This window comes from Streptomyces sp. NPDC037271, assembly GCF_055603605.1.
The window spans coordinates 23,757-47,078 of record NZ_JBVJVN010000002.1 but is presented as its reverse complement, the minus strand read 5'-3'; the positions used below and the strand labels follow the sequence as shown (position 1 = coordinate 47,078).

24 protein-coding genes are annotated in these 23,322 nt (G+C 71.7%); 8 read left to right on the top strand and 16 right to left on the bottom strand.

Features of this window, described 5'->3' with window-relative positions; all coding sequences use genetic code 11:
• The first annotated feature begins 181 nt into the window (after positions 1–181).
• Positions 182–1,015, top strand: coding sequence for an EI24 domain-containing protein (locus tag ACZ7G3_RS04970; protein WP_470923250.1), 834 nt, complete (start codon positions 182–184; stop codon positions 1,013–1,015).
• Here ACZ7G3_RS04970 and ACZ7G3_RS04965 read toward each other — a convergent pair.
• The 3 genes from ACZ7G3_RS04965 to ACZ7G3_RS04955 form a co-directional block, all read right to left on the bottom strand.
• Complete coding sequence (locus tag ACZ7G3_RS04965; RefSeq protein WP_470923967.1) at positions 978–2,297, bottom strand: pyroglutamyl-peptidase I; 1,320 nt, start codon at positions 2,295–2,297, stop codon at positions 978–980. The genes ACZ7G3_RS04970 and ACZ7G3_RS04965 overlap by 38 nt on opposite strands.
• A gap of 401 nt (positions 2,298–2,698) precedes the next feature.
• Positions 2,699–3,685, bottom strand: a complete 987-nt coding sequence (locus tag ACZ7G3_RS04960) for an aldose epimerase family protein (RefSeq protein ID WP_470923248.1) — start codon at positions 3,683–3,685, stop codon at positions 2,699–2,701.
• Positions 3,686–3,740: 55 nt separating this feature from the next.
• A complete protein-coding gene (locus ACZ7G3_RS04955; protein WP_470923246.1) occupies positions 3,741–4,652 on the bottom strand; it encodes an SGNH/GDSL hydrolase family protein in 912 nt (303 codons plus the stop codon).
• Positions 4,653–4,909: 257 nt separating this feature from the next.
• Here ACZ7G3_RS04955 and ACZ7G3_RS04950 point away from each other — a divergent pair, with 257 nt between their 5' ends.
• Complete coding sequence (locus ACZ7G3_RS04950) at positions 4,910–5,404, top strand: DUF3145 domain-containing protein (RefSeq protein ID WP_426598801.1); 495 nt, start codon at positions 4,910–4,912, stop codon at positions 5,402–5,404.
• A gap of 183 nt (positions 5,405–5,587) precedes the next feature.
• Here ACZ7G3_RS04950 and ACZ7G3_RS04945 read toward each other — a convergent pair whose 3' ends face one another.
• From ACZ7G3_RS04945 to fasR, 5 genes are all read right to left on the bottom strand, one after another.
• Complete coding sequence (locus ACZ7G3_RS04945; RefSeq protein WP_470923244.1) at positions 5,588–6,898, bottom strand: beta-ketoacyl-[acyl-carrier-protein] synthase family protein; 1,311 nt, start codon at positions 6,896–6,898, stop codon at positions 5,588–5,590.
• Between the two features lie 100 nt (positions 6,899–6,998).
• Entirely contained in the window at positions 6,999–7,247 is a 249-nt protein-coding gene (locus ACZ7G3_RS04940; protein WP_052842858.1) for an acyl carrier protein, read from the bottom strand.
• Positions 7,248–7,349: 102 nt separating this feature from the next.
• Positions 7,350–8,381, bottom strand: coding sequence for a ketoacyl-ACP synthase III (locus tag ACZ7G3_RS04935; protein ID WP_426598803.1), 1,032 nt, complete (start codon positions 8,379–8,381; stop codon positions 7,350–7,352).
• Between the two features lie 17 nt (positions 8,382–8,398).
• Positions 8,399–9,361, bottom strand: coding sequence for an ACP S-malonyltransferase (locus ACZ7G3_RS04930; RefSeq protein ID WP_470923242.1), 963 nt, complete (start codon positions 9,359–9,361; stop codon positions 8,399–8,401).
• An 89-nt stretch (positions 9,362–9,450) separates the two neighbouring features.
• A complete protein-coding gene (gene fasR / locus ACZ7G3_RS04925) occupies positions 9,451–10,656 on the bottom strand; it encodes a fatty acid biosynthesis transcriptional regulator FasR (RefSeq protein ID WP_426598805.1) in 1,206 nt (401 codons plus the stop codon).
• A 106-nt stretch (positions 10,657–10,762) separates the two neighbouring features.
• Here fasR and ACZ7G3_RS04920 point away from each other — a divergent pair, with 106 nt between their 5' ends.
• Positions 10,763–11,419: a pirin family protein gene (locus ACZ7G3_RS04920; protein ID WP_470923965.1), complete on the top strand. Its 657-nt coding sequence runs from the start codon at positions 10,763–10,765 to the stop codon at positions 11,417–11,419.
• Between the two features lie 131 nt (positions 11,420–11,550).
• Positions 11,551–13,026 carry a COG1470 family protein gene (locus ACZ7G3_RS04915; protein WP_470923240.1) on the top strand — a complete coding sequence of 492 codons (1,476 nt, stop codon included), beginning with the start codon at positions 11,551–11,553 and terminating at the stop codon, positions 13,024–13,026.
• Between the two features lie 449 nt (positions 13,027–13,475).
• Here ACZ7G3_RS04915 and ACZ7G3_RS04910 read toward each other — a convergent pair whose 3' ends face one another.
• The 3 genes from ACZ7G3_RS04910 to ACZ7G3_RS04900 form a co-directional block, all read right to left on the bottom strand.
• The gene (locus tag ACZ7G3_RS04910; RefSeq protein ID WP_470923238.1) at positions 13,476–13,886 is read right to left on the bottom strand and encodes a hypothetical protein; all 411 of its coding nucleotides are present in this window, start codon (positions 13,884–13,886) and stop codon (positions 13,476–13,478) included.
• Between the two features lie 139 nt (positions 13,887–14,025).
• Complete coding sequence (locus tag ACZ7G3_RS04905) at positions 14,026–14,223, bottom strand: DUF397 domain-containing protein (protein ID WP_470923236.1); 198 nt, start codon at positions 14,221–14,223, stop codon at positions 14,026–14,028.
• The gene (locus ACZ7G3_RS04900) at positions 14,183–15,031 is read right to left on the bottom strand and encodes a helix-turn-helix domain-containing protein (protein WP_470923234.1); all 849 of its coding nucleotides are present in this window, start codon (positions 15,029–15,031) and stop codon (positions 14,183–14,185) included. Before ACZ7G3_RS04900 ends, ACZ7G3_RS04905 begins: the two co-directional genes overlap by 41 nt.
• 93 nt (positions 15,032–15,124) lie before the next feature.
• On the opposite strand from ACZ7G3_RS04900, the gene ACZ7G3_RS04895 reads away from it, so the two are divergent.
• Positions 15,125–15,565, top strand: a complete 441-nt coding sequence (locus tag ACZ7G3_RS04895) for an ATP-binding protein (protein WP_470923232.1) — start codon at positions 15,125–15,127, stop codon at positions 15,563–15,565.
• Here the strand turns inward: ACZ7G3_RS04895 and ACZ7G3_RS04890 are convergent.
• Both ACZ7G3_RS04890 and ACZ7G3_RS04885 read right to left on the bottom strand, forming a co-directional pair.
• Positions 15,531–16,352 (bottom strand): serine hydrolase domain-containing protein, encoded by an 822-nt coding sequence (locus tag ACZ7G3_RS04890; protein WP_470923230.1) that lies wholly within the window; start codon positions 16,350–16,352, stop codon positions 15,531–15,533. The two genes, ACZ7G3_RS04895 and ACZ7G3_RS04890, sit on opposite strands and share 35 nt — an antisense overlap.
• An 18-nt stretch (positions 16,353–16,370) precedes the next feature.
• Positions 16,371–16,841 carry a GNAT family N-acetyltransferase gene (locus ACZ7G3_RS04885; RefSeq protein WP_470923228.1) on the bottom strand — a complete coding sequence of 157 codons (471 nt, stop codon included), beginning with the start codon at positions 16,839–16,841 and terminating at the stop codon, positions 16,371–16,373.
• A gap of 97 nt (positions 16,842–16,938) precedes the next feature.
• Between ACZ7G3_RS04885 and ACZ7G3_RS04880 the strand changes: the two genes are divergently transcribed.
• Entirely contained in the window at positions 16,939–17,448 is a 510-nt protein-coding gene (locus tag ACZ7G3_RS04880) for a MerR family transcriptional regulator (RefSeq protein ID WP_470923226.1), read from the top strand.
• Entirely contained in the window at positions 17,445–18,461 is a 1,017-nt protein-coding gene (locus ACZ7G3_RS04875; RefSeq protein ID WP_470923225.1) for an aldo/keto reductase, read from the top strand. The genes ACZ7G3_RS04880 and ACZ7G3_RS04875 overlap by 4 nt, the downstream gene beginning before the upstream one ends.
• Before the next feature lie 66 nt (positions 18,462–18,527).
• Here the strand turns inward: ACZ7G3_RS04875 and ACZ7G3_RS04870 are convergent, their stop codons facing one another.
• The 3 genes from ACZ7G3_RS04870 to ACZ7G3_RS04860 form a co-directional block, all read right to left on the bottom strand.
• Positions 18,528–19,376 (bottom strand): DUF4429 domain-containing protein, encoded by an 849-nt coding sequence (locus tag ACZ7G3_RS04870; protein WP_470923223.1) that lies wholly within the window; start codon positions 19,374–19,376, stop codon positions 18,528–18,530.
• A gap of 66 nt (positions 19,377–19,442) precedes the next feature.
• The gene (locus tag ACZ7G3_RS04865) at positions 19,443–20,660 is read right to left on the bottom strand and encodes an alpha/beta hydrolase family protein (RefSeq protein WP_470923221.1); all 1,218 of its coding nucleotides are present in this window, start codon (positions 20,658–20,660) and stop codon (positions 19,443–19,445) included.
• Between the two features lie 93 nt (positions 20,661–20,753).
• Positions 20,754–21,431 carry a TetR family transcriptional regulator gene (locus ACZ7G3_RS04860; RefSeq protein ID WP_426598817.1) on the bottom strand — a complete coding sequence of 226 codons (678 nt, stop codon included), beginning with the start codon at positions 21,429–21,431 and terminating at the stop codon, positions 20,754–20,756.
• A gap of 154 nt (positions 21,432–21,585) precedes the next feature.
• Here ACZ7G3_RS04860 and ACZ7G3_RS04855 point away from each other — a divergent pair, with 154 nt between their 5' ends.
• Positions 21,586–23,208 (top strand): MFS transporter, encoded by a 1,623-nt coding sequence (locus ACZ7G3_RS04855; protein ID WP_470923219.1) that lies wholly within the window; start codon positions 21,586–21,588, stop codon positions 23,206–23,208.
• Positions 23,209–23,322 lie beyond the last annotated feature (114 nt).

The window sequence follows — 23,322 nt, the reverse complement described above, 5'->3', positions numbered from 1 at the left end:
GGGTCGGTGGCATGGGCATTACCCCCCCCACCCCCCCCCCCCCCCCGCCTCCCCCCCCCCCCCCCCCCCCCCCCCCCCCCCCCCCCCCCCCCCCCCCCCCCCCCCCCCCCCCGCCACCCCCCGGTACGACCGCTGGGATCACGGCGGGGGAGCGCCGTTGCCGACCGGTAGAGTTCTGCCCATGCGCGATCTTGGGGCGGGATTCGGCCAACTCCTGAAGGGCCAGCGCTGGGTGGCCCGGCACGGCAAGAGCTACGGCTTCGGGCTCGTCCCGGGCCTGATCACACTGGTCCTGTACGCGGCGGCGCTGGTCGCGCTGGCGCTGTGGGGCACGGACTTCGTCGCCTGGGCGACCCCCTTCGCCGACGACTGGTCGAGCCCCTGGCTCGGACTCTTCCGCGGTGTGCTCACCGCCGTCCTGTTCGCGCTCTCCCTGCTCCTGGCCGTCCTCACCTTCACCGCGGTCACGCTGCTGGTCGGCCAGCCCTTCTACGAGAGCCTCTCCGAGCGGGTCGACCGCGACGTCTCCCCGGACGGCACCGCCCCCGAGTCGAACCTGCCGCTCATGCGCGAGCTGTGGATCTCGGGCCGCGACAGCCTCCGGGTCCTCGTCCGCGCCGCCGTCTGGGGCGTACTGCTCTTCGCCCTCGGTCTCATCCCGGTCGTCGGCCAGACGGTGGTCCCGGTGATCGGCTTCGTCGTCACCGGTTTCTTCCTCACCGAGGAACTGACCTCCGTAGCCCTCCAGCGCCGCGGGGTCGAGCTGCGCGACCGCCTCGCCCTCCTGCGCTCGCGCAAGATGCTGGTCTGGGGCTTCGGCACCCCGCTGGGCGTGGCCTTCCTGGTGCCGTTCGTCGCCGTGTTCCTGATGCCGGGCGCGGTCGCCGGCGCCACGCTCCTCGCCCGCGAACTGCTGGGCGAGGAGACCCGTGACGGCGCCGACGACCGGCCCGACGGCGGCTCCGCCGACCCGGCGGTCAGCTCCGGTCCGGCCGGCCCGGCCCCGGCGCACTGACCGCCACGGCCACGATCGCCCGCACCTGCGCCACGATGTCCAGCCGGTTCCGCACGAACGCGGGGTCGGTGACGGTCCCGGTGGCCGGATCGGTGTTCCCGGTCCCGAACCGCAGCACCGGCGTGTGGACGTGCCCGCCCGGCAGCGTGCCGTGCAGCCCGAGCCGGTCCCGCAGCAGGGTCGCCCGGTAGGCGATCTCGTTGGAGAGGTAGTCCCCGCCGCCCCCCGCGCGAGCCGTCGAACCGGGCGTGGGCCCGTCCGGCCGTACCACCGGCTCGGTGCCGCCCGCCGGGATCTCGGTCACGCTCGTGTTGTCGTACACGGGGAAGCGGCCGGTGTCCGCGGCCGCGATCGCCTCGTACGGCAGCGTGGTCGTCGTCCACTGCGGCTGCGAGGCCGGGTCGGCGACGGGCACCGTCTCCGTGCGGGACACGTTCTCGTTGTCGGGGAAACCGCCCCGCCAGGCCCCGTTGGTCCGCTCCACGTCGAACCGGCCGACCCGGCCCTGGCTCACGGTCGTGAACAGATCCACCTCCGGCAGGTACGGCCGCAGTGCCCGCTCCACCACGCCCTCCCCGAAGTCCTGCCAGCGCACCGGGAACACCGCCGTCTCCACCCGGGCGGGCCCGTCCGGGGTGTCGATCACCGTGCCGTCCAGGGCGAGCGCGGCGGCGCCGGACGGATTGGAGATCCGGATGTCGCGGTCCAGGGTGAACGGGTCGAAACCGGTGAGCAGGACCCGCTTCAGGCCCTTGCCGTCCCTGCCGTCCCTGTCGTCCTTGCCGTCCCTGTCGTCCTTGCCGTCCCTGTCGGCCTTGCCCGCCCCGGTGTGCGGCAGGCGGATGTCGTCCTGGCCGCGCGAGGCGCGCTCCAGGTCCCCCAGCAGCGCGGCCCGCTGCCGCTCCGTCAGGCGGAACCCCGGGTCCCAGACGCGCAGTTCCCGCGTCATCCCGAGCCGCGCCCAGTACAGCGGCCGGTCGTCGTCCCGGCTGAGGTCCCCGCGGGCCGGTCCGCGCCCCTGCGCCCGGTCCACGGCCCGCCGCCACAGTGCCGAGCCCTCCCGGGCGACGACACGGCGGGCCTCGCGGTAGGAGTCCGCCCGCCCGAGCCCGCGGGCGAACCCCGGTGCCACCGCGTCGAATCCGGACCGTCGCAGGATCTCCTGGGGTACGTCACCGTCGAGCCGCCGCTCTTCGACGGTCGGTGCGGGCGCGGTCCCGGGTGCGGGTGCGGCGGCCGGGTGCGCCGCCGTGGCCGTCGCCGGGACCGCGAGCCCCGCCATCAGGGCCAGTCCGAGTACGCCGATCCGAACGCGTGTGTGTGTCAAGGGAGTCCAGGTCCTTCCGTCGCCGTGGGGTGCTCGTCGGACGGCGGCAGTATCGCGTGACGGAAGGGGCGTGCGCCATGGCGCGTGGCCTCGTGGCCACCGGGCCGGCGAGGCGGCACCGCGGAGCGCGGCGACCGGCTCGTGGGCGTTTGTGAAGGGTTGGTACGAACTCCGGACCGGACGCCCGATCGCCGGCCCCGGGACCACCACGGCGGTTAACGTCTGAGCTGGAACGCCCTTCGAGGGGCGCACCCCCCCACGAACAGCCCCGGCCCGGGACCTGACATCCGGGCCGGGGCTCAGTAACGCGTCGTGCACCGGTGCCGAGTACCGGTGCCGAGTACGCCGCTCCCCGCCTACCGCGCCGAGAAGCCGTACACCGTCTCCGAGCGGAACACCTCACCCGGCCGCAGCACCGTGCTCGGGAACTCCGGCCGGTTCGGGGAGTCGGGGAAGTGCTGCGTCTCCAGCGCGATGCCGTCACCGGGCGCGAACGGTTCGCCCAGGTGGTCGGCGGTGTACAGCTGGAGGCCGGGCTCGGTCGTCGCCACCGTGAGCACGCGCCCCGACGCCGGGTCGTACAGCTCGGCGACCTCCTCGGCGGTGTCGGTCACCCCCTTGTCGAGGACGAAGTTGTGGTCGTAGCCGGTGCCGACCTTCCGCGCCTGCCGGAAGTCGAAGCGCGTGCCCGCGACGTCCTCCAGGGCGCCCGTCGGGATCAGGTCGGCGTCGACCGGCGTGATCCGGGAGGCGGCGAGCCGCAGTTCGTGGCCGCCCGCGTACCCGGCTCCCGCCCCGCCCAGGTTGAAGTAGCTGTGGTTCGTCGGGTTCAGCACGGTCGGCGCGTCCGTGACCGCCTCGTACGCGATCCGCAGCGCGCCCGACTCCTCCAGCGTGTACGTCGCCGACATCTCCAGCCGGCCCGGGAAGCCCTCCTCGCCGTGCGCGCCGACCCGGCTCAGCCGGACAGCGTGCGCGCCGTCCCCGACGGGCTCCACGTCCCACACGCGCTTGTCGAAGCCGCGCTCGCCGCCGTGCAGCGAGTTCGGCCCGTTGTTCGGCGCCAGCGTGTACGTCCGCCCGTCCAGCGGGAAACGGCCGCCGGCGATCCGGTTGGCGTACCGTCCGACGAGCGCGCCGAAGTAGGGCTCCGGGTGCGCCACGTAGCCGTCCAGGTCGGGGAACCCCAGCACCACGTCGGCGGTGTTGCCGTCCCGGTCCGGGACCTCGGCCGACTGCACGATCCCGCCGTACGACAGGACCCGTACCCGTACGCCGGCCCGCTCCAGGGTCCAGCGGTGGACGGGAGTGCCGTCGGAAAGTGTGCCGAAGAGTTCGTTCATGTGCGGAACTCTAGGACACTCCAGGTCAGCGCCGGTCGGCACCGGTCAGTGCCGGTCAGGGCTGTTCGGCGGTGACGGCGCGGTACGCGATCTCGGCGAGCCGGGCCTGGCCGTCCACGCTCGGGTGGAACCAGTCCCAGCGGCTCAACTGGTCGGTCCGGAACCGGAACTCGTGCACCGCGCCGTCGTCGGTGCGGCACCGCCGGTCCTTCGCGCAGACCTCCCGCAGAACCTCGTTGTAGTCCTGCACGCGCTCCCGCACGGTGTTCCGCCGCAGCTTCGCCGCCGAGTCCATGGAATCCGCGTCGCCCAGCATCGACGGGCAGATGCCCAGCTTCCACACCTGCTTGCCCAGCGGGTTGGTGCGCCCCTCGGACCACAGCCGCTTCAGGTCCGGGATGCTCGCCACGTACACCTGCGCCTTGGGCAGGCTCCTGCGCAGGGTGGCCATGGCCTCCTCGAACTGGGTCCGGAAGTCGGCCACCGGGGTCATCGCCGAGGCCGTCTCCCGGCACGCGTCGTTCGCCCCGACCATCACCGTCACCAGTTCGGGTCCGCGTGCCGCCGCCCGGGTCACCTGCCCGGCCAGGTCGTCCATCCGGGCCCCGGTGACCGCGTAGTTCCAGCTCCGCTCGGCCGCCCGGGTCTTCCCCAGCAGCCGTACGGCGAGACTGCCGACCTCGGCCCTGCTGCCGGTCGCCCACGAGACCTCGGGGCAGTCCGACAGGACCATGCAGGCGTCGAAACCGCGGGTGATGGAGTCGCCCACGGCGGCGACCGACGCCGGGGTCGTGTCCCAGACCGGGGGCGGCTTCGGCCGCTTCGACGCCGAACCCGACGGGCTGGGGGAGTCGCCGCCCACGACGTCGCAGCCGGTCACGCCCATGACGGCGGCGGTCAGGACGGCGAGCGCGGCGCGCGCACGGCGACGGCCGCTCCGGGGCCCCTGGCCCGTCCCCTGCCCCATACCGGTCCCACCCCTCGGCTCGTGCCTCCAACGTCCTCAACCCATGACACCGCGCGAGGGTTCCCGACGGCGGAGATGTGACGGCTCACACCCGCACAAGCGTCCTGCCGGGTGAATGACGGAGGTTTGTCGGCAGCGGGACCGACGGTACGTCACACTCCTTGCCCCGTCGCACGGTAGCCTCGCCATCAACGTGGCCCGCCCGGTCACGGCCGTTCCACCCGTTCCGAGATGTCCCGCTCAGCCCGGAGGTTCCGGTGACGACACGTGGAGTTCTGTACGTGCACTCCGCGCCGCGCGCGCTCTGCCCGCACGTCGAGTGGGCCATCGCCGGCGTGCTCGGCACGCGCGTCAGCCTGGACTGGACCCGGCAGCCCGCCTCGCCGGGCACCTGGCGCTCGGAGTTCTCCTGGCAGGGTCAGGCCGGCACCGCATCCAAGCTCGCCTCCGCGCTGCGCGGCTGGCAGCTGCTGCGCTTCGAGGCCACCGCGGAACCGTCCGCGAACGCCGAGGGCGAGCGCTACAGCTGCACCCCCGACCTCGGCATCTTCCACGCCGTCACCGGCATCCACGGCGACATCATGATCCCCGAGGACCGGTTGCGGGCCGCCCTGGTCCGCTCCCAGCGCGGCGAGACCGACCTGGAGTCCGACATCGCCAAGCTCCTCGGCAAGCCCTGGGACGACGAACTGGAGCCCTTCCGCCACGCGGGCGAGGGCGCCCCGGTCCGTTGGCTGCACCAGGTGGTGTGAGACCCCGTAGATCCCGTAGATCCCGTAGATCCCGTAGATCCCGTAGACGCAGACCGCGTAGACGCCGTGGACACCCCGTACGAGGACGTGTGAAAGGTAGACACCCCGTACGAGGACGTGTGAAAGGGGCCCCACCGACCGGTGGGGCCCCTTTCAGGTGGTTCGGGTGCGTGCGGACGTCGCTCAGACCGTCCGGAACGCCAGCACCACGTTGTGCCCGCCGAAGCCGAACGAGTCGTTCAGCGCGGCGATACGGCCCTCGACGGGCAGCTTCCGGGCCTCGCCGCGGACGATGTCCGCCGCGGCCTCGGCCTCGGGGTCGATGTTCTCGACGTTGATGGTCGGCGGCGCCACCCGGTGGTACAGGGCGAGCACGGTCGCGACGGACTCGACGCCGCCCGCGCCACCGAGGAGGTGACCGGTCATCGACTTGGTGCCGGAGACCGCCATGTGGTCGACGTCGTCGCCGAGGACCTTGCGCAGCGCCTTCAGTTCGGCGATGTCACCGGCGGGCGTCGAGGTGGCGTGCGCGTTGACGTGCACGATCTCGGCCGGGTCCAGGTCGGTGCGGTCCAGCAGGTTCTGCAGTGCGGCCGAGATGCCGCGGCCTTCCGGCTCCGGCTGCACGATGTCGTGGCTGTCGGCGGAGATGCCCTGGCCGACCGCTTCCGCGTAGACGCGGGCACCACGTGCCGCGGCGTGCTCGGCGGACTCCAGGACGAGGACGCCGGCGCCCTCACCGAGGACGAAGCCGTCGCGGCCCGTGTCGAAGGGGCGCGAGGCGCCCTGCGGGTCGTCGTTGTTCTTGGACATCGCCATCATGTTGCCGAACGCGGCGATGGGCAGCGGGTGGATGGCCGCTTCCGTGCCACCCGCGACGACGATGTCGGCGCGGCCGGTGCGGATCATCTCGATGGCGTAGCCGATGGCCTCGGCGCCGGACGCGCAGGCGGAGACCGGCGTGTGCACGCCCGCGCGGGCGCCCACGGCCAGACCCACGTTGGCCGACGGGCCGTTCGGCATCAGCATGGGGACGGTGTGCGGGGAGACGCGGCGGACGCCCTTCTCCTTGAGCACGTCGTACTGGTCGAGCAGGGTCGTCACGCCGCCGATGCCGGAGGCGATGACCGCGCCGAGCCGGTCGGGGTCGACGCTGCTCGCGCCGGCGGCCGACGACGCGGTGTCGTCCGCCTCGGCCGGCTCGCCGGCCTTGCCGGTGAAACCGGCGTCCTTCCAGGCCTCCTGCGCCGCGATCAGCGCGAACTGGGCCGAACGGTCCAGTCGGCGGGCCTGGGGCCGCGCAATGACCTCGGAGGGGTCCACGGCGACCGGCGCGGCGATGCGGACCGCCTGGTCGGCGGCCCACTCCTGCTCCAGGGGCTTGACGCCGGACTTGCCGGCGACCAGGCCTTCCCAGGTAGAGGCTGCGTCGCCACCCAGCGGTGTGGTTGCGCCGATACCGGTGACGACCACGGTGCGATTGGTCGAGCTCACGGGAATTCTTTCTCCAACGGGATACGGATTCGTACGGCGCCACCGCCGGGTGGCGGGGCAGTCTGTCCGGTTGCTCGGGGCGCGCCCGAGCAACGGCGGATCAGGCCTGGTGGTCGAGGATGTACTTCGTCGCGTCGCCGACCGTCTTGAGGTTCTTGACGTCCTCGTCCGGGATCTTGACGTCGAAGCGCTCTTCGGCGGCGACGACGACCTCGACCATGGACAGCGAGTCGACGTCCAGGTCGTCGGTGAAGGACTTGTCCAGCTGGACGTCCTCAACCGGGATGCCGGCGATCTCGTTCACGATCTCGGCGAGACCGGCGACGATCTCTTCCTGAGTGGCGGCCATGGTGGCGCTCCTTCTTGTTGTCCAGGGGGTGTGGCGGCCCGCCGCGTCAGCGGCAGGTGTTGCTGGTCTCCGTCCCGGACCGGATGATCCGGCACGGAGTGCCTAGGGGAGGGTAACGACCGTCGCGGCGTAGACGAGACCCGCCCCGAAGCCGATCACGAGTGCGGTGTCGCCGCTCTTCGCCTCGCCGGTCGCCAGAAGCCGCTCCATCGCGAGCGGAATCGAGGCGGCCGAGGTGTTGCCGGTGGTGCGGATGTCACGGGCGACCGTGACGTGCTCCGGCAGCTTCAGCGTCTTCACCATCGAGTCGATGATCCGCACGTTGGCCTGGTGCGGGATGAAGACGTCCAGGTCGTCCGGGCTGATCCCGGCCGCGTCCAGCGCCTGCTGGGCGACCTTCGCCATCTCGAACACGGCCCAGCGGAACACCGCCTGGCCCTCCTGCGTGATCGCAGGAAACTTGACGTTGCCCTCGCTGTCGAGGGGCAGCTCGGAGACGTCGCCGATCCTGAACCGGTCCCACGGCACCGTCTGCTTGATCGTCTCGGACTTGTCGCCCTCCGAGCCCCAGACGGTCGGGCCGATCGCGGGCTCCTGGGACGGGCCGACCACGACCGCGCCGGCGCCGTCGCCGAAGAGGAAGGCCGTGGCCCGGTCCTCCAGGTCGGTCAGGTCGGAGAGCCGCTCCACGCCGATGACGAGTACGTACTCCGCCGAGCCCTCGACGATCATGCCCTTGGCGAGCGTCAGACCGTAGCCGAATCCCGCGCATCCCGCCGAGATGTCGAAGGCCGCGGCCTTGTCCGTGCCGAGCTTGTCGGCGATCTCGGTGGCGATGGCCGGGGTCTGGCTGAAGTGCGACACGGTCGACACGACCACGGCACCGATCTGCGAGGAGTCGATCCCGGCGTCCGCGATGGCCTTGCCGGACGCCTCGATCGACATCGCCGCGACGGTCTCCTCGGGCGACGCCCAGTGCCGCGTCTCGATGCCGGAGCGCGAACGGATCCACTCGTCCGACGAGTCGATCGTCTCGAGGATCACCTCGTTCGGCACGATCCGGGTCGGGCGGTAGCCGCCGACGCCGAGGATGCGCGCGTACGGGGCGCCCTTGCTGGGCTTGATCTTCGACATGCTTGTCGCGCTCCTTGTCAGGCCTGCTCGGCGAGTCCGGCGTGCTCGGCCACGAGCTCGCGGGCGGCGTCGAGGTCGGCGGGGGTCTTCAGGGCCAGGGTCTTCACACCGGGCAGCGCGCGCTTGGCCAGGCCGGTCAGGGTGCCGCCGGGGCACACCTCGATCAGCGCGGTGACGCCGAGCTCCTTGAAGGTCTCCATGCACCGGTCCCAGCGGACCGGATTGGCGACCTGGCCGACCAGGCGCTCCAGCACCTCCGCGCCGGTGGCCACGGTCCGCCCGTCCTTGTTGGAGACGTACGTCACCTTGGGGTCGGCCGGCGTGAGCGCCTTGGCCGCCTCGGCGAGCTTGTCCACCGCGGGCGCCATGTGGTGCGTGTGGAACGCGCCGGCCACCTTCAGCGGGACGACCTTGCGTACGCCCTCGGGCTTGTCTTCGGCGAGCGCGGCCAGCTGTTCCATAGTGCCGGCCGCCACGATCTGACCGGCGCCGTTCACGTTCGCCGGGGTGAGGCCGAGCTTCTCCAGGTGCGCCACGCTCACCTCGGGGTCGCCGCCGAGCAGCGCCGACATGCCCGTCTCGGTCACCGCGGCGGCCTCGGCCATGGCCAGGCCCCGACGGCGTACGAGGGTCAGCGCGGCGGTGTCGTCGAGGACCCCCGCGAACGCGGCGGCGGTGATCTCGCCGACGCTGTGGCCCGCGACCGCGCCCGGCACGATCTCCGCGCCCGCCGCGTCAGCGGCGAACGCGTACGTGCCGAGTGCCGCGGCCGAGAGGAGCCCGGCGGCGACGAGCAGCGGCTGGGCGACGGACGTGTCACGGATCTCGTCCGCGTCGGCCTTCGTGCCGAAGTGGGCGAGATCGAGTCCAATGGCGTCGGACCACCCGGCGACGCGGTCCGCGGCACCGGGAAGGGCGAGCCAGTCTGTCAGGAAGCCGGGCGTCTGGGCGCCCTGGCCGGGAGCGACGAGTACGAGCACTCTCACACTCTCTCTTGAGGACGGTCGCGACCGCCCGTGAGGACAGGGACGAAGAACACGAGGGGGTTTTGTGGACCCTCGACAAAAGCTCAGAGTTGCGGATCTCCATCGGCCAGACGCCCCAGGATGAGCGCGATCCGCAGTGTGAACGCAGACCGTACATCAGAAGGTGACCATCCGGTGACGTCAGTCACACGTCGGAGCCGGTAGCGCACGGTGTTCGGGTGAACGAAGAGCATCCGGGCGGCGCCTTCGAGGCTGCTCGCCTGTTCGAGATACACGCTGAGAGTTTCCAGCAGCGCGGCCCCGGCTTCCTCCAGCGGTCTGTAGATCTCCTCCACCAACTGCTCGCGGGCCGAGGGATCGGAGGCGATCGCGCGCTCCGGCAGCAGATCGTCCGCCAGTACCGGGCGCGGGGCGTCCGGCCAGGCGGTACAGGCCTTCAGCCCGGCGCCGGCGGCCTGCGCGGACCGCGTCGCGGCCTGCAGGTCGGGCACCACCGGGCCGGCCACCACCGCGCCCTGCGCGAACGGCCCGATCAGCGACTTGGCGACCGCCAGCGGGTTGTCGCTGCCACCGGCGATCACCACCAGCCGGTCGCCGAGCACCCCGGTCAGCACCTGGAGCTTGGCGTGCCGGGCGGCACGCCTGATGGCCTCCACGGTCAGTTCGGAGTCCCCGTCGGGGGCGGTGCCCAGCACGACACACACATGCTCGGGCGAGTTCCACCCGAGGGCGGCGGCCCGGGACACGGCCCCCTCGTCGGCCTCCCCGCTGAGCACGGCGTTCACGACGAGCGACTCCAGCCGCGCGTCCCAGGCACCGCGTGCCTCGGCGGCCTGCGCGTACACCTGGGCGGTCGCGAAGGCGATCTCCCTGGCGTACACGAGCAGTGCCTCGCGCAGCACGGACTCGTCCCCGGGAGCCGCGACCTCGTCGATCGCGGACTCCATCACCTCGATGGTCGTCCGCACCATCTCGACGGTCTGCCGCAGGGTGATCGCCCGGGTCAGTTCGCGCGGCGCGGTGCCGAAGACGTCGGTGGAGATGGCCTGCGGGGCCTCCGGGCGCCGGAACCACTCGGTGAAGGCCGCGATGCCCGCCTGGGCCACCAGGCCGATCCAGGAACGGTTCTCCGGTGGCATGGCCCGGTACCACGGCAGTGTCTCGTCCATGCGCGCGATGGCCTGCGCGGCGAGCGACCCGGAGGACTGCTCCAGCCGCTTCAGGGTCGCGGTATGCGGGTGGACGGCGTGCGCCGTGGGCTCGGGCTTGCTGGTTTCGGGTTCGGGCACGGGGACAAGACTGCCTTATCGGGACGGGCGGGCGTGTCGCCGGGGCTGCGCTTGCCGGCCCGCGCGCTCCGGGGCACCGGGTGCCGGGGCTACGGTGGGCGGCGTGATGGACGTACGGCGCGCCGACGAGCGCTACCCGGGAGGCGACGCGGCGGCGGGCATCGAGTCGCGGCACGCCTTCTCCTTCGGACCCCACTACGACCCCGGCAACCTCCGCTTCGGGGCGCTGATCGCCTGCAACGAGGAGCGCCTCGCCCCCGGCGCCGGCTTCGACGAGCACCCGCACAGCCACACCGAGATCGTCACGTGGGTGGTGGAGGGCGAGCTCACCCACCGCGACACCGCGGGCCACGAGACGGTCGTCCGCGCCGGGGACGTACAGCGCCTCAGCGCGGCGGCCGGCGTCCGCCACGTCGAGCGCAACGACGGCTCCGCCCCCCTGACCTTCGTCCAGATGTGGCTGGCTCCCCGCGACCCCGGTGGCGAGCCCGCCTACGAGGTCGTCCGCGGCATCGCCGACTCCACCCCGTACGCGGTCCCCGAGGCGGGCGCGATGCTCCACGTGCGCCGCCTGGCGGCGGGGGAGCGGACGGCGGTGCCGGACGGGGCGTATGTGTACGTCCATGTGGTGCGGGGTGACGTGACGCTGGGCGGGGAGGCGCTGGGCGCCGGGGACGCGGTGCGCGTCACGGACGCCGAGGGGGCGGAGGCGGTGGCGGCGACGCGGACGGAGTTGCTGGTCTGGGAAATGGCGGGAAGCTGATCGCTCCCCCTCACCGGATCGGCTCCCCCGACGTCCTCCGGGGGCCGGGGCAGCCGGTACCGCCCCTTCGGGCACCCACCGTGCCCCGTGGCTTGCTGACCCGGTACCACCGGCGTGTTCAACGTCCGTGAGTGAGCCTCTGGACTTCCCTGGAGCCCGCCTCCGCGACTGTGGACCCGGGTGGCAGGACGACGGTGCGGCTGCGGCTGCGCAACACCGGTGACGTGGTGGACGAGTACCGCTTCGAGGCGGTGGGCTCTCTCGCGCCCTGGACCGTCGTGGAGCCGCAGTCGCTGCGGCTGTACCCGGGGACGACCGGGTCGGTGGAGCTGACGTTCGCGCCGCCGCGCACTCCGGACGCGACGGCGGGGCCGAACCCGTACGCGGTGCGGATCACGCCGACGGAGCATCCGGAGGCGACGACGGTTCCGGAGGGGAACCTCACCATCACCCCGTTCACGGAAGTGCGGGCGGAGTTGGTGCCGACGACGGTGAAGGGCCGTTTCCGTGGCCGCCCGAGGCTGGCCGTGGACAACGTGGGCAACACGAAGGTGACGGCGTCGGTCAGTGGCAGCGACAACGGTGACCAGTTGTCGTACGAGATCCGTCCGGGCAATGTGCAGATCGAGCCGGGCCGTGCGGCGTTCGTGGAGACGACGCTGAAGCCGCGGCAGATCATCTGGTTCGGGTCGGCCGAGCAGCGGCCTTACACGCTGGCGGTGCAGCGGTCGGGTGTGACGCCGCTGGACGTGGAGGGCACGTACGTGCAGTGGGGTTTCCTGCCGCGCTGGCTGGCGGTCTGCCTCAGTGTCTCCGTGGCGCTGGCGATCACCTGCCTGATGCTGTGGATCGGTTACAAGCCCCAGGTCCGCAGCGCCGCCACCGAACACCTTCAGGAAGCCGGCGTCAGCAACCTGCCGCCCCTTCCCTCACCGACCGCCGAGGTGCCGAAGGCCCCGTCCGCCGACATCCCGGCACCCCCGGCCGCGGCCGGGACCCAACAGCCCGACGGAGCCGGAGCCGGAGCGGATGCCGCGGCCGGCGACGGAGAGGGATCCGGCGCCGGGTCCGGAGGCGGTGGCTCCGAGGAGCAGGAGGCCGAGGCACCGGAGAGGACCGCGGCGACCGTCGTCCAGCAACTGGCCGCCAAGGACCCGACCGGACGGCACATCTGCTACCGGGTCTTCACCGCGGGCCAGGGCTGGTCCGACGTCGCGTGCGACGGCGCTACAGCGGGCACCGCGGGCGGGGGGTCGCCGATCACGGCCGTCAACACCGCCTCGTCCGGAACCAAGGGCACGTCCAGCGGCGCCTACATCCCCGACCCCGCGTCGACCGAGGGCAAGGGACAGTACCGCGACCCCTGGCAGAATGCCGCCGACGGCATCGACGTCCACGTCGGCAGTACCGAGAAGGACGCCCCGCACATGCTGGGGTTCGCCCTCAGCGTCGACGGGGGCGCCGGCACCGTCTGCCACACCTCCTACGTCCACAACGACACCTGGACCGGCCTGGCATGCGACAAGCCCGGGGACGTGCTGGATTTCACCTACGTCGGTACCCACGACAACAACCTGTGGATCGAAGCGATCAAACTCACGGTGTGATCCGTGCCGCCCGACCACTCAAGCGGAGCCGGTGCCGGAGCCGGATGCCGGAGCCGGGAGCATAGCCGCGCCGTCGTCGCTCCTCCCGCCGACGAGCACCAGTGGACGCCGGGTACCGGCCGGTGTGCGGGACACGGCGCCGGGGTGACACAGGTGGCGGGCCCCTGCCGAAGCCGGTACATCCCGGTTTCAGCACACCGGGAACACGGCCGTCTCCCCCCGGGCGGGCCCGTCCGGCGTGTCGATCGCCGCGCCCGTCCAGGGCGAGCGCGGCGGCGCCGGACGGATTGGAGCCCTGGTGCCTTCTGGCCGTCGGTGTCGAGATCGGCCCGATGGACGGGAAGCCCGGCCCGCGCCAGTTCCCGGCAGGTCTCGCCAGCCGGCTTGTCGCGCGCGGCGACGACTTCGGTCGGCGCCTTCGGTGGCAGATCGAACGTATCGATGAGACGTCAGGTCAGTGGGTCCCTGAACGGACCTGCGGTCCTCTCGAGGGCTTCAAGGGTGATGGCCGGAGCGAAGAACGAATCGTTCTCCATGCCTCCAGGCAGGTGCGCACGCATGTCCTCCCGGCACAGGAAAGTCCCGTCGGGAATGAGGATCCCCGCACCGAGCTGGTCCGTCAGCTCGACGACGATCTTCCATACGTCACCGGACTGCGGGCTTTCCACACTGATGAAGTGTTCAAAGACGCCCACCTCGGCCTCGCTGCCGTCAGCGGCACGGATCCAGTACTCCGTCGCGCCGTCGCTCACCTTCTCGGGCCCGGCACGCACGGGCGAGAGAACCGCCCGGACCACGTCCATGTCGGGTCGGGACAACTCACCGTCTGAGAACCTGTAGAGGCCCAGGTTGTAGCTCACCTGAAAAGCGTGAACATTTCGACCTCATTGTCCTCGCGCCGCTCATTTGAGCACCCTGAGGACGTTTGCGGCCTATTGTTCACGCTTTTCAGCAGGGTGAGCCTCCGTCGGCGCGAGCACTTCCGCGTGCGTAGCCCGGCTACCGCAGGCCGTCGACGAAAGCGCTCCACGCCCCCGCGCTCACAGTCACGACGGGACCGGCCGGGTTCTTGCTGTCGCGCACGGGGACGGAACCGGCGGGGCGACCATCGGCGACCTCGACGCAGTCGCCCCCGGTGTTTCCGCTGTAACTGGACCTACGCCACTGGGTGTTCCTCGTGCTGGGAGCAGTCTCCATAGCGTTCCTCCATCACGCGGATGATCAGTTCCGCCGAATCCTCCACGGACAGGGCGGTTGCCTGCAAGCGAGCGTAACGGAGGGCGGCTTCCTTGATGGTCTCCGGACTGGCCGTCATGTGGCCGGAGATGACGTCTTCCGTGTAGACGATGTCCGGGTCGTCCTCGAAGCGAAGGAAGTTGAACGAACCAGCCAGGCTGGCATGGGCCCCGGCCGCGTTCGGCAGCACCTGTACGTGCATCCAGCGGTGACGCGTGAACTCCAACAGCCGGGCCAGTTGCCGACGCATGACGCCGGGGCCGCCGATCGGCCGGTGCAGGACGGCCTCGTCCAGCACCACCCAGGCCAGCGGGGGCTGTTCCCGCTCCAGGATGCGCTGACGCTCCACCCGCGCCGCCACCAAACCTTCCAGGTCGCCCGGCATCCCGGTGGCGAGTACCGCCCGCGCGTACTCCTCGGTCTGCAACAGCCCGTAGACCACCTGCGCCTGATACGTCGAGACGTACGCCGCCTTCGCCTCCATCTCCGCGTACGGCTGGAACCACGTGGGGAGTTGGCTGCGCAGGACCAGGCCGATCAGGCGGGAGAACAGGCCGTCCGTGCCGAGCGCGGCGTCCACGCGCTCGGAGAAGTCCCGCGTCGGGACCTTCTTCGTGGTCTCGATCTGGCCGATCAGTGAGCCCGTGCAGAAGATGATCTCGCCGAGCTGACCCTGCCGGAGGCCGTGCGCCTCGCGCTGGCGGCGCAGTTCCCAGCCGTAGTAGTCGAGTGGGGAGGCGGTCGGATCGAGCGACTGGATGTTGGCCACGGCGGCACCTCACTCCGGCTACGGACGGCAACGCCTCGCGGCGTTCGTTTCTCTGTGTAGTCGAGCGTAAGCAGCCCGTCGCAGCCTTGTGGTGTGAATCACGTAACTGGTCCGCAGGTGACGGACACCGAGAGCGAGTACCACGCCGAGTTCGCCATGGGAGCGCACTCGGCCCGGCACCTGCGCCGCATCCTGCGGCTCCACCTCGTCCGCTCGGGCCTCGGCGACGTGGCCGACGCCGCCGAACTGGCGCTCACGGAGCTGGTCGCCAACGTCGTACGGCATGTGCCCGGTCGGCGCTGCCGCGTCTGCTTCCTGCTCCAGCCCGGCGGCGTGCGGGTGGAGGTCGCCGACGACTGCCCGGAGTCGCCGGTTCCGGCCGCCGCCGGCGCGTTGGACGAGGGCGGACGCGGGCTGGTGATCGTCGCGGCGGTGGCCGACCGGTGGGGTGTCACCCCGCACCCCGGCGGGCCGGGGAAGACGGTGTGGTCCGAGTGCCTCAGCCGCGCGACTCCGCCAGCACCGCGTCCGTGAAGGCCGGCCAGACCTCGGCCGCCCAGGGTCCGAAGTCCCGGTCGGTGAGCGCCACGCAGGCGAGCCGGGCATCCGGGTCGATCCACAGGAACGTACCGGACTGGCCGAAGTGCCCGAAGGCGCGCGGCGAGGACGAGGTGCCCGTCCAGTGCGGGGACTTGGAGTCGCGGATCTCGAAGCCGAGGCCCCAGTCGTTGGGGTTCTGGTGCCCGTAGCCCGGCAGTACGCCCTTCGTGCCCGGGTACTGCACCGTCATCGCCTCGGCGACCGTACGCGGGTCCAGCAGGCGCGGCGCCTGCACCTCGGCGGCGAAACGCAGCAGGTCCTCGACCGTCGAGACACCGTCCTTCGCGGGAGAGCCGTCGAGGGTGGTGTTCGTCATTCCCAGCGGCTCCAGCACCGCCTGCCGCGCGTACTCGGGGAACGGGATGTTCGCCGCCTTCGCGATGTGGTCGCCGAGCTGCTCGAAACCGGCGTTGGAGTACAGCCGGCGCTCCCCGGGCGGGGCGGTCACCCGGTGCTCGTCGAAGGCCAGACCCGAGGTGTGCGCCAGCAGGTGGCGGACCGTCGCCCCGGGCGGCCCGGCGGGCTCGTCCAGCTCGACCGCGCCCTCCTCGTACGCGACGAGCGCCGCGTACGCCGCGAGCGGCTTGGTGACCGAGGCGAGGGGGAACGGCTGCCCGGCGGGGCCGTGGGTTCCCAGGATCGTGCCGTCGGCGCGCACGACACCCGCCGCGGCGGTGGAAACCGGCCAGTTCTCGATCAACGCGAGGCTCTTCAAGGACATGCCGCCGAGCCTAAGCGCTCAGAGCATCAGCTCCAGCAAGGGGTCCGGCCTGGGCGCGAAGCCGAGCGAGAGATAGAGAGGTTCGGCCTGTGCGGACGCGGTGAGATGGACCCGCCGGGCGCCGTGCTCGCGGAACCACTCCAACAGCGCCTCCACGCAGGCCCGCGCGTATCCGCGACGGCGCGCGTCCGGGTCGGTGGCGACGCTGAACACGTAGCCGTCGACACCGAGCGGGTTGCGGGCACCGCCGATGCGGTAGTCGAGCGTGCCGGCCACCAGCGCCGCGAGGGCCCCCGGCCGCTCCGGATGGTCCACCACGAAGGCCGCGAAGGTGCCGTCCGGCTCGGCCAGCCTGCCGCGCAGGACGGGCAGGGACTCGGCGTGCCACTCGGTGGAGGGGCTGGACCGCGCCATCGAGTCGATCATCACCTGACGGAGGCGCAGTACTTCCTCGGCGTCCTCGGGCAGCGCGCGGCGTACGAGAGTCATGCCGGGCATGCTAATCAGCCGGGACGCCTGCCATCCCGCCGTTCTCCCGCCGCGGGTGCTTGCTTCGAGTGCACTCCAAGGTCATAGCGTGTGCGGCATGACGGTGATGCAGACCACGGCCGAGACCCTCGTGCCGAACGCCACCAGAACAGAGACCGGGACAGAGACCAGGACGGACATCTGCTCCGCCCCGCCCCGGCGCCACCCGCGCCCCGACGGGCAGGACCGCTACACCATCAGCGAGGTCGTCGCCTTCACCGGACTGACGGCCCACACGCTGCGCTGGTACGAGCGGATCGGCCTGATGTCCCACATCGACCGCTCGCACACCGGGCAGCGCCGCTACAGCAACCGCGACCTGGACTGGCTCGACTTCGTCGGCAAGCTCCGCCTGACCGGCATGCCGGTCGCCGACATGGTCCGGTACGCGGAGCTGGTGCGCGAGGGCGAGAACACCTACCTCGACCGGCGGGAACTCCTGGAATCCACGCGCCGCGACGTGCTGACGCGGATCGCCGAACTCCAGGACACCCTCGCCGTACTCGACCGGAAGATCAGCTTCTACGGAGATGCCGGACGCGCCGGTGAAACGGAGGGGACCCGATGACCGACCACAGGATCCCGACGGTACGGCTCGGCGACGGCGGCCCCGAGGTGGGCGTCCAGGGCCTGGGCTGCATGGGCATGAGCTTCGCCTACGGCCCGGTCGACGCCGACGCGTCACGGGCGACCCTGGAACGGGCCCTGGAACTCGGCGTCACGCTGTACGACACGGCCGACGCGTACGGCGCCGGTGAGAACGAGCGGTTCCTGTCGCCGTTCTTCAAGGCCCACCGCGACGAGGTCGTCATCGCGACCAAGTTCGCCCTGGCCATCCCGCCGGACGAACCGACGAAGCGGATCATCCGCAACGACCCGCCCTACATCCGCCAGGCCGTCGAGGCGAGCCTGCGCCGCCTGGACGTCGACGTCATCGACCTCTACTACATGCACCGGCGCGACGTGAACGTGCCGATCGAGGAGACCGTCGCCGTCATGGCCGACCTCGTCCGCGAGGGCAAGGTCAAGCACCTCGGACTGAGCGAGGTGACGGGCGGCGAACTGCGGGCCGCCCAGGCGGTGCATCCGATCGTCGCCGTGCAGTCGGAGTGGTCGCTGTTCAGCCGGGACATCGAAGCGGGCGTGGTGCCGGCCGCCCGCGAACTGGGCGTGGCCCTCGTCCCGTACTCCCCGCTCGGCCGGGGCTTCCTCACCGGCGCCTTCACCAACGCCGACCAGGACCTCACGGCCGATGACTTCCGCCGCCAGCAGCCCCGCTTCACCGGCGACAACGCGGCGGCCAACGCGGCCCTCCTCGACCCGGTCCGCACCGTCGCCGACGCCCACGACGCCACCCTCGGCCAGATCGCCCTGGCCTGGACCCAGCAGCGGGCGCGGGTGCACGACCTCCCGGTCGTCCCGATCCCGGGGACCCGGAAGCCGGGCCGGGTGGAGGAGAACACGGCGGCGACGCGGATCGTCCTGACGCAGGACGAGCTGTCCCTCCTGGACCCCATCGCGGGCAAGGTGGCGGGCACCCGCTACGCGGACATGTCGTTCACGTCGGCGGGCCGGGAATAGCGGCGCCCACGGCCCGACCCCGGGTGCCGTTCCCGCGCCGCGCGAGGGAACGGCACCCGGCGGAAGCTAGAGCTCCGCCAGCAGCTCCGCCTTCTTCGAGGAGAACTCCTCGTCCGTCACCAGCCCCGCCTGGTGCAGCTCCCCGAGATGCCGGATCCGCTCGGCGATGTCCGCGGGATCACGCCGAGGCGCCGGCACCGGCACCGGCACCGCGGGACCCCGTTCCCGCACCGCGGCCAGCACCGCCGCGGCGAACGGCAGCGACTCGTGCACGGGCCCGTACCCGAGCCCGAACACGACCGCCGCCGGGTCCTGGTCGGCCTGCGGAGCGGCCGGCGCCCCCTCCCGCGGCAGCAGCCGCAGATACCCCTCGAACACCTCGGGGGAGCGCCACTCCACTCCGCCCAGTCCGGCGACCGGGAAGCTCTGGTCGCCGGCCTTCCACTTCGCCGACGACGCGCCCGTCCAGAACCACCGGAAGGACACCGACGTCCCGTCGAAGGACGCCTTTGCGTCGTACGCCTTGAAGTGCAGCGGCGCCTCGGGCGCCGCCACCAGGTACCGCTCGGTCTCGCCGGACTCGGTCAGCAGCGCCCGCAGCTCGTCGGCGTAGTACTCCGCGAGCGTCCCCCGCTCGGCGGGCAGCACCAGCCGGTACGGGTCGCAGCCCTCCTTCAGCTGCCCGGCCGCCGCCTCCATCAGCGGATCGGCACCCGGGCGCGGCTCGGCGCGCAGCACCACGGTGCCCCGCCTGCCGGGCGTGAGCGTCACCCCGGCGATCGCCTCCAGGGGGACACGGCGTTCCCCCAGGGCCTGGAACAGCTTCGGTGTTCGAATCCCCCGTTCGTAGCGGATGAGCACGGAGTCGGACTCGAACTCCCAGGCGGCATGAAATCCGGCCAGTACGTCACCCATACGGCTCATCGTATGCGGCACGAGCTCTTCCGTCCCTCCCCGTGCAAACCGGAGTTTCTGCGTCTTCTACGCGCGTCCGGCCGTCGTCGCCAGGGACAAATCCGCCCGGCATGTGTCGTCTTCTGCGGCGCAGGCGACCGTGCGGTATGCGCCAACACCGATCTCCGCGAAGTTCCGCAGGCTCTCCGTGCCCGGTACGAAGTAGCCGCTGTGCCCGTCGGCGCCCCGCGCGGACAGTACCCGCGCCCCGAACGCCGCGGACACCGGATCGGCGCCGTGCCCGAGGCCGCCGACCTCCAGGTACGGCACGTCCTGGATCCAGTCGTCGGCGTCCCGCATCGCCCACACACGGGCGGAGGTGCGGAGGTGGGCGGCGTTCTCGACGCGCATGCCGGGGCTGCCCGCCACCGCTATGTCGCTCACCCGGCGGGGCAGCGTGTCGGCGGCGAGGCCGCACACCACCGAGCCGTAGCTGTGGCAGAACAGGGAGACGGGGGCCCGGCCGGGCAGCGCCCGCAGCAGCGCGTTCAGCCGGACGGCCCCCTGTTCGGCGCGGGTCGCGGTGGCCGCCTCCATGCCGAGGCCGCTGGGGGAGGTGTAGTCGGCCCAGGCGATCACGGCCGTACGGGTGTCGGGGCTCACCCTGCGTTCGGCCGCGAGCAGGGACTCGGCCATGCCGACGGGTGCCGAGTACTTGCGGCGGGTGCGCTGGAAGGTGAGCAGTTCGGTGTCGACGCCGGGCACGACGACGGACACGCGCTCGGCGCGGTCGAGGTTCCCGAACACCTCGGCGATCCTGCCCGAGCCCGCCGGGTCGAAGGCGAGGATGTGGCGTTCGGGGCTGAGCAGCGACTCGTAGTGGTGCGCGCGCCGGCCGGCCTCGCGCTGCCCGGACAGGGACAGCCGTTTGTCGTGCATCCGCAGTCGCTCCACGGCGCGCGCCTTGCGGAGCGCCGCGCGGTTGGCGAGGTAGCGCAGTTCGACGGGGGCGCCGTTCATGTTGCCGACGGCGAGGGGGTAGCGGCGGGCCAGGCTCGCGCGCTGCCACTGGGTGAGCGAGGCGAAGAAGCGGGCCAGCCGGGCGGGCGCCGCCTGCGCGTCCGGCAGCCGGCGCCCGTCGATCCGGCCGTGCTCCCAGGCCGCGACCGACGCTTCGAGGGCCGTGGGTCCCCGCTGGTTGCGCAGGGCGGTCCAGCCGGTGGTCGCCAGCATCACGAACACGACAGCCAGGGCGAGCAGTGCGCGCCAGACGTTCAGTTGCGGGGAGGTGTCGAAGGAAGTCACTGGGAGGACACACTAGGAGAACGGGACGGCCTCGCGTGAATCCAGTGACACGGATCACGTTTCGATCATGCGTTACGGGATTGCGCCCGCCCGTCAGGCCTCAGAGGGTTCCGTCCGTCCGGACCCGGGGCGGCTCCGCCAGTCGCCGGTGAGCGCGGGTTCCACCTGGTCGAGGTAGGAGGCGGTCAGGTCGCGCAGCGCCGCGAGGCCGGCGTCGTCCCGCGCCGACCAGATCCGTTCGGTCACCCGCATCACCGCCCCGAAGACGGCCACGACCACGCGGGGCCGGGGGTCCACGTCCACGTCGAGGTTCTCGCGGACGGCGATGACGCGGGCGATCTCCTCCTCCAGCTCCGTCGCACGCCGCAGATGGGCGGCGAGCAGGGCGGGCGTCGACTCGATCACCCGGTAGAAGCGCATGTGCAGGTCGAGCGGGACCAGCTGCTCGATGGTCTCGCCGATGCTGCCCCAGCTGTCCACGAGGGCCTGGCGCATCGCGTCCAGCGGTGCCTCGCCGGGCGGGCGGCGGCGTACGGCGTCGACGAAGTGCGACTCCGCGAGCCGCGACACGAAGAAGGCCGCCTCCTCCTTGCTGGCGAAGTAGCGGAAGAAGGTGCGCTGCGAGACATCGGCCGCCTCGGCGATGTCGTCGACCGTCGTCCCCTCGTAACCCCGCTCGGTGAACAACTCCAGCGCGGAGCGCAGCAGCGCGTCCCGGGTGCGTTGCTTCTTGCGTTCGCGCAGGCCCGGAGAGGGTGCTGTGTCCGCCATCTTCAAAAGGTCGCTCCTCGCGTCGGCCCCGGCGTGTTGCCGCGCTGCCTTTTCGTAGTGTTTCCGCAGTTCAGGCTATAGGGAGATGTCGTGTCAGTTACTGACCAATGAATTGGTTTGTCAACTGTCAGCGACTGTCACTAGCCTCGAATGTATGACTAGTCAGACCACCATCGACAAGACGGGGTCGGGGGGCGGGGGAGCGTCGTCCGGCCCGTCGGGCCCCGCACCGGCCAGCGGACTGCGCGGCCACCCGTGGCTCACCCTCGTCACCGTCGCTGTAGGGGTCATGATGGTGGCCCTCGACGGCACCATCGTGGCCATCGCCAACCCGGCCATCCAGAACGACCTGAAGGCCAGCTTCGCCGACGTCCAGTGGATCACCAACGCCTACTTCCTCGCCCTCGCGGTCTCCCTGATCACCGCGGGCAAGCTCGGTGACCGTTTCGGACACCGGCAGACCTTCCTCATAGGCGTGGTCGGCTTCGCCGCCGCGTCCGGTGCCATCGGGCTGTCCGACACCATCCCGCTGGTCGTCGCCTTCCGAGTGCTCCAGGGCCTGTTCGGCGCCCTGCTGATGCCGGCCGCGCTCGGTCTGCTGCGGGCCACCTTCCCGGCCGAGAAGCTCAACATGGCCATCGGCATCTGGGGCATGGTCATCGGTGCCTCCACCGCGGGCGGCCCGATCCTCGGCGGTGTGCTGGTCGAGCACGTCAACTGGCAGTCCGTGTTCTTCATCAACGTGCCGGTGGGCGTTCTCGCCGTCGTCCTCGGCGTCATGATCCTTCTGGACCACCGTGCGGAGAACGCGCCGCGCTCCTTCGACGTCCTCGGTATCGCGCTGCTCTCCGCCGCGATGTTCTGCCTGGTCTGGGCGCTCATCAAGGCGCCCGAGTGGGGCTGGGGCGACGGCATGACGTGGCTGTTCCTCGTCGCCTCCGTCGCGGGCTTCGGGCTCTTCGCCTTCTGGGAGACGAAGGTCAAGGAGCCGCTGATCCCGCTGGCGCTGTTCCGTTCGGTGCCGCTGTCGGCGGGTGTGGTGCTGATGGTCATGATGGCGATCGCCTTCATGGGCGGCCTGTTCTTCGTGACGTTCTACCTCCAGAACGTGCACGGTATGGGCCCGATCGACGCCGGCCTGCACCTGCTGCCGCTCACCGGCATGATGATCGTCGGCTCCCCGCTGGCCGGCGCGATGATCACCAAGTTCGGTCCGCGTATCCCGCTCGCGGGCGGCATGGCGTTCACCGCGCTCGCCATGTACGGCATGTCGACCCTGGAGACGGACACCGGCAGCGGCCTCATGTCGCTCTGGTTCGCCCTGCTCGGTCTCGGACTCGCGCCCGTCATGGTCGGCGCCACCGAGGTCATCGTCGGCAACGCGCCGATGGAGCTGTCCGGTGTCGCCGGTGGTCTCCAGCAGGCGGCGATGCAGATCGGCGGCAGCCTGGGTACGGCCGTGCTCGGCGCCGTGATGGCCTCCAAGGTCGACAGCGACCTGGAGGGCAACTGGGCGGACGCCGGCCTTCCGAAGCTGGCGCCCGAGCAGCTGGGCCAGGCCTCCGAGGCGGTCCAGGTCGGTGTGCCGCCGGTGGCCGAGGGCATGCCGGAACAGATGGCCGCGAAGGTCACGGAGGTCGCCCACGACACCTTCATGTCCGGCATGAGCCTGGCGTCGCTCGTCGCCGCCGGCGTCGCCGCCGTGGCCGTGCTGGTCGCGTTCCTCACCAAGCGCGGTGAGAACGCGGAGGCCGGCGCGGGAGTGGGCCACATCTGACGGAGAGCGTACGGCGGGGGGGGGGGGGGGGGGGGGGGGGGGGGGGGGGGGGGGGGGGGGGGGTGGGGGGGGGGGGGGGGTGGGGTGTGGGGGGGGGGGGGGGGGTGCCATACG

What these genes read in the sequence shown, in the direction of transcription:
- ACZ7G3_RS04875 (WP_470923225.1), top strand. Translation starts at nt 17,445, where the DNA reads ATGACCGACCACAGGATCCCGACGGTACGGCTCGGCGACGGCGGCCCC.
- ACZ7G3_RS04920 (WP_470923965.1), top strand. Translation starts at nt 10,763, where the DNA reads ATGGACGTACGGCGCGCCGACGAGCGCTACCCGGGAGGCGACGCGGCG.
- ACZ7G3_RS04885 (WP_470923228.1), bottom strand. Translation starts at nt 16,841, where the DNA reads ATGACTCTCGTACGCCGCGCGCTGCCCGAGGACGCCGAGGAAGTACTG.
- ACZ7G3_RS04905 (WP_470923236.1), bottom strand. Translation starts at nt 14,223, where the DNA reads ATGGAGACTGCTCCCAGCACGAGGAACACCCAGTGGCGTAGGTCCAGT.
- ACZ7G3_RS04955 (WP_470923246.1), bottom strand. Translation starts at nt 4,652, where the DNA reads ATGGGGCAGGGGACGGGCCAGGGGCCCCGGAGCGGCCGTCGCCGTGCG.
- ACZ7G3_RS04880 (WP_470923226.1), top strand. Translation starts at nt 16,939, where the DNA reads ATGACGGTGATGCAGACCACGGCCGAGACCCTCGTGCCGAACGCCACC.
- ACZ7G3_RS04935 (WP_426598803.1), bottom strand. Translation starts at nt 8,381, where the DNA reads ATGTCGAAGATCAAGCCCAGCAAGGGCGCCCCGTACGCGCGCATCCTC.
- ACZ7G3_RS04890 (WP_470923230.1), bottom strand. Translation starts at nt 16,352, where the DNA reads ATGTCCTTGAAGAGCCTCGCGTTGATCGAGAACTGGCCGGTTTCCACC.
- ACZ7G3_RS04960 (WP_470923248.1), bottom strand. Translation starts at nt 3,685, where the DNA reads ATGAACGAACTCTTCGGCACACTTTCCGACGGCACTCCCGTCCACCGC.
- ACZ7G3_RS04965 (WP_470923967.1), bottom strand. Translation starts at nt 2,297, where the DNA reads ATGGCGGGGCTCGCGGTCCCGGCGACGGCCACGGCGGCGCACCCGGCC.
- ACZ7G3_RS04970 (WP_470923250.1), top strand. Translation starts at nt 182, where the DNA reads ATGCGCGATCTTGGGGCGGGATTCGGCCAACTCCTGAAGGGCCAGCGC.
- ACZ7G3_RS04940 (WP_052842858.1), bottom strand. Translation starts at nt 7,247, where the DNA reads ATGGCCGCCACTCAGGAAGAGATCGTCGCCGGTCTCGCCGAGATCGTG.
- ACZ7G3_RS04855 (WP_470923219.1), top strand. Translation starts at nt 21,586, where the DNA reads ATGACTAGTCAGACCACCATCGACAAGACGGGGTCGGGGGGCGGGGGA.
- ACZ7G3_RS04870 (WP_470923223.1), bottom strand. Translation starts at nt 19,376, where the DNA reads ATGGGTGACGTACTGGCCGGATTTCATGCCGCCTGGGAGTTCGAGTCC.
- ACZ7G3_RS04860 (WP_426598817.1), bottom strand. Translation starts at nt 21,431, where the DNA reads ATGGCGGACACAGCACCCTCTCCGGGCCTGCGCGAACGCAAGAAGCAA.